We start from the raw sequence: 2,441 nt of genomic DNA, 5'->3' as shown, positions 1-2,441 counted from the left end.
AGTCAATTTTGAATAAATTATACTTGAATTGATTGTAAATATAAACGTCTGTATGGCTATAATTGGAGCAAATGAGAAGGGTGCTCAGAGATATTTGAACATTAATGCGAGGTCACACCCTCAGATGCAACTAAAGGGATAGGCTTAGCAAATACCTACACCCTAGTTTTAGAAGGTGATGGAAAAGAAAAAAGCGCCAATGGAACATTAGTCATCTCGCGCATCAAACGCTCACGGACGCAAGCCCATCGCAGTGAAGCCCTGATTTATGAAAGTTGGGATGAGGTATCCTTCAATAACCATAGCTATAAAATCCATTTTCTCAGCATGACTGAAAAAGATGGTTCTGCTGATGGAGTTTGGAAAGCATACGATAGTAAAGGTAAGCTTGTTGATAAGGGAACTTATCAATTTAAAACCGAGAAATCAGTAGCTAGAACGGGCAAACTTTAAATATTAATGAGTGGTAGAATGTTTAATAAATCTACCACCTTTTCCATCATCCACCCTCTTCAAAACAACCAGCTTTAGTAGCCCCTCATCTACTGAGCTACTTTTGTAGCAAAATCAAATAAAAAGAAGCTAGTATAAAGTATGTAAGCAAATTCTAAAGCTATCTATTATAATGTTAGAATAAGGACTCTAAGAGCAAAATAAAAATGGACCAAAATACTAAAAAACCACGATCAAAACATTATAAAAACCCTTTATGCCGCATTAACAAACCCGAAACTCCTGTAAAAAACGCCAAACAAAGTTATGACCGGATTGCCTGTGTATTCCAAGGTGGCGGTGCCTTAGGGGCTTATCAAGTAGGGGCCTTTCAGGCTATTCATGAAAAAGGCTATCATCCCAATTTTCTAGCTGGTGTTTCTATTGGCGCCATTAACAGTGCGATTATCGCCGGCAATCCAAGAGAGCTGCAAATTGAAAAATTAAACCAGTTTTGGGATACCATCGCACCTAAAATATGGACTGATGTATTTTATAAAGAGGAAATTCCTAATTATTTACATCATTTCCATAATCAAATGGGCGCTTTATTTTCACTTTTTTGCGGTTTAGAGGGTTTTTTTAAACCCCGCAGTATCCCCCCCACCCCCATGACCAAAGATACTCCAGACAAATTGAGTTATTATGATACGTCTTGCCTTAAAACTACTTTAGAGAACTTAATCGATTTTGATCGTATTAATAGTAAAGAGGTTACCCTTTGTCTTGGTGCGGTTAATTTATCATCGGGCGAAATGGAATTTTTTAATAATCAGACCACGACGATTACTCCCGAGCATGTAATGGCTAGTGGGGCGCTTCCCCCTGGTTTTCCTGCAATTAAAATTGGTGATGACTATTACTGGGATGGCGGTATTTATGCTAATACGCCACTGGTAACTGTATTAGATGCGTTACCTGAGTTAAACACCTTATGTTTTGTAGTAGATTGTTTTAGCCTTGAAGGCCGATTACCCGAAACCATGGATGAACTGGAAGAAAGACAAAAAGACATTCGCTATGCCAGCCATTCACGTAGACTTACCAATGTTTATACCAGTCGCCAAAACTTACAAGCAGCCATCCAATTTTTAGGGGAAAAACTAAGTCCTGAAGCGAAAAAAGATCCAGAGGTCCAAAAAATATTAGCCTTAGGACAGAGTAAACATTTTAGCGTGGTGCATATCATTTATCGTGGTACTCCCTTTGCGCATTCATTTAAAGACTATAACTTTGTTCGCTCAGCAGTTAATTACCGCATGAAAGTAGGTTATGAAAATGCTATAGAAGTGCTTAAAAAACCCGATTGGGAGAAAAAATCAGATAAAGCTTTGGCCTGTTCTATTTATGGCGTACCTTCCGATTATTTTGAACAGCATTAGGGCTCTAGTTCATATAACTACGCTATGCATTCAGGTAAATATTGCTTTTAGAGAGAAAGTGAAGCAACCCAGAATATAGTTATCCACACTACATTCCGCGGACTTGCTTCGCATAGTCCGGCAACAAAACGTCTTATCTAACACCTCGGTCTTAAGTTTATCCGTCTTTTTTTATTCCACAGGAATCGCAATAACTTAATAAGGAATATTTTACATGCGAACAATGCGTGCATTGTTCAAAGAGCATGGTGCCGCAACAGGGACAAATGTAGGTATTAACTTCCTCAAGATATTGATAATTAGGTGCCAGCACCGTATTTTTATTTTCCGTCACAAAAAATTTCGACACACTGGGTTTAATTGCAAACTGACAAATAGGGCAAGTATTTTTTTGATAAGCTTCAGAATATTGTTTTTCAAGCCAAGGGCGATTGGGGGTAGCCAGCATTAGCTAGGTCCGGGGATCTGGAACAAAATTCAGGAAAAATAAGAGCTATTCCCGGTTTGTTAGTTCATTCACCTTACTCTCAGAATGGCTTATCCACAAGTCCATAGGCCAGGAGAGCT

Annotated in this window: 3 protein-coding genes; 2 read left to right on the top strand and 1 reads right to left on the bottom strand. The window is 38.6% G+C overall.

What is annotated here, in order from left to right:
- Positions 1-327 precede the first annotated feature (327 nt).
- On the top strand, positions 328-453 hold the full coding sequence (locus ELY15_RS16635) for a hypothetical protein (RefSeq protein ID WP_255411129.1): 126 nt from the start codon (positions 328-330) through the stop codon (positions 451-453).
- 206 nt (positions 454-659) lie between these two features.
- Positions 660-1,874 carry a patatin-like phospholipase family protein gene (locus ELY15_RS15150; RefSeq protein WP_127101496.1) on the top strand — a complete coding sequence of 405 codons (1,215 nt, stop codon included), beginning with the start codon at positions 660-662 and terminating at the stop codon, positions 1,872-1,874.
- Positions 1,875-2,031: 157 nt separating this feature from the next.
- Here the strand turns inward: ELY15_RS15150 and ELY15_RS15145 are convergent, their stop codons facing one another.
- Entirely contained in the window at positions 2,032-2,322 is a 291-nt protein-coding gene (locus ELY15_RS15145) for a hypothetical protein (protein WP_127101494.1), read from the bottom strand.
- Positions 2,323-2,441: the final 119 nt, after the last annotated feature.

This window comes from Legionella sp. km772 (assembly GCF_003989735.1).
Classification (GTDB): Bacteria; Pseudomonadota; Gammaproteobacteria; order Legionellales; family Legionellaceae; genus Legionella.
This window is presented reverse-complemented; position numbering and strand designations above follow the sequence as displayed.

What these genes read in the sequence shown, in the direction of transcription:
- ELY15_RS16635 (WP_255411129.1), top strand. Translation starts at nt 328, where the DNA reads ATGACTGAAAAAGATGGTTCTGCTGATGGAGTTTGGAAAGCATACGAT.
- ELY15_RS15150 (WP_127101496.1), top strand. Translation starts at nt 660, where the DNA reads ATGGACCAAAATACTAAAAAACCACGATCAAAACATTATAAAAACCCT.
- ELY15_RS15145 (WP_127101494.1), bottom strand. Translation starts at nt 2,322, where the DNA reads ATGCTGGCTACCCCCAATCGCCCTTGGCTTGAAAAACAATATTCTGAA.